We start from the raw sequence: 339 nt of genomic DNA, 5'->3' as shown, positions 1-339 counted from the left end.
CTTGAATGGTGATGGTCTGTGACACCGAAGATGAATTGTTACATGCATCAGTGAATGTCCACGTTCTGGTCACCACGATGTTACAAGGATCTGTGTCGTCCATGCTATCTACAGCAGTAGCTGTAATGTCACCAGCACAGTTGTCTGTAGCAGTCAACTCACCAGCAGCAGGCATGTCGCCGATACACTCATAAGTGATATCTGCAGGAGCCTCAGGAGCAACCGGAGCAATTGTGTCTATAATAGTAAATGTAGCGGTAGTAGATGCTGCATTTCCACAACCATCAGTGGCAGTAAAAGTTACTGTAGCCGAACCAGTTTCCCCACAATCATCAGAAA

At 46.3% G+C, this 339-nt stretch carries 1 protein-coding gene; it reads right to left on the bottom strand.

Annotated features, from left to right (window positions below):
• A partial coding sequence (locus ZA07_RS16100) for a hypothetical protein (protein ID WP_197276674.1) occupies window positions 1-339 on the bottom strand: 339 nt, incomplete at both ends.

It is taken from the genome of Mangrovimonas sp. ST2L15 (assembly GCF_001280515.1).
Classification (GTDB): Bacteria; Bacteroidota; Bacteroidia; order Flavobacteriales; family Flavobacteriaceae; genus Mangrovimonas; species Mangrovimonas futianensis.
This window is presented reverse-complemented; position numbering and strand designations above follow the sequence as displayed.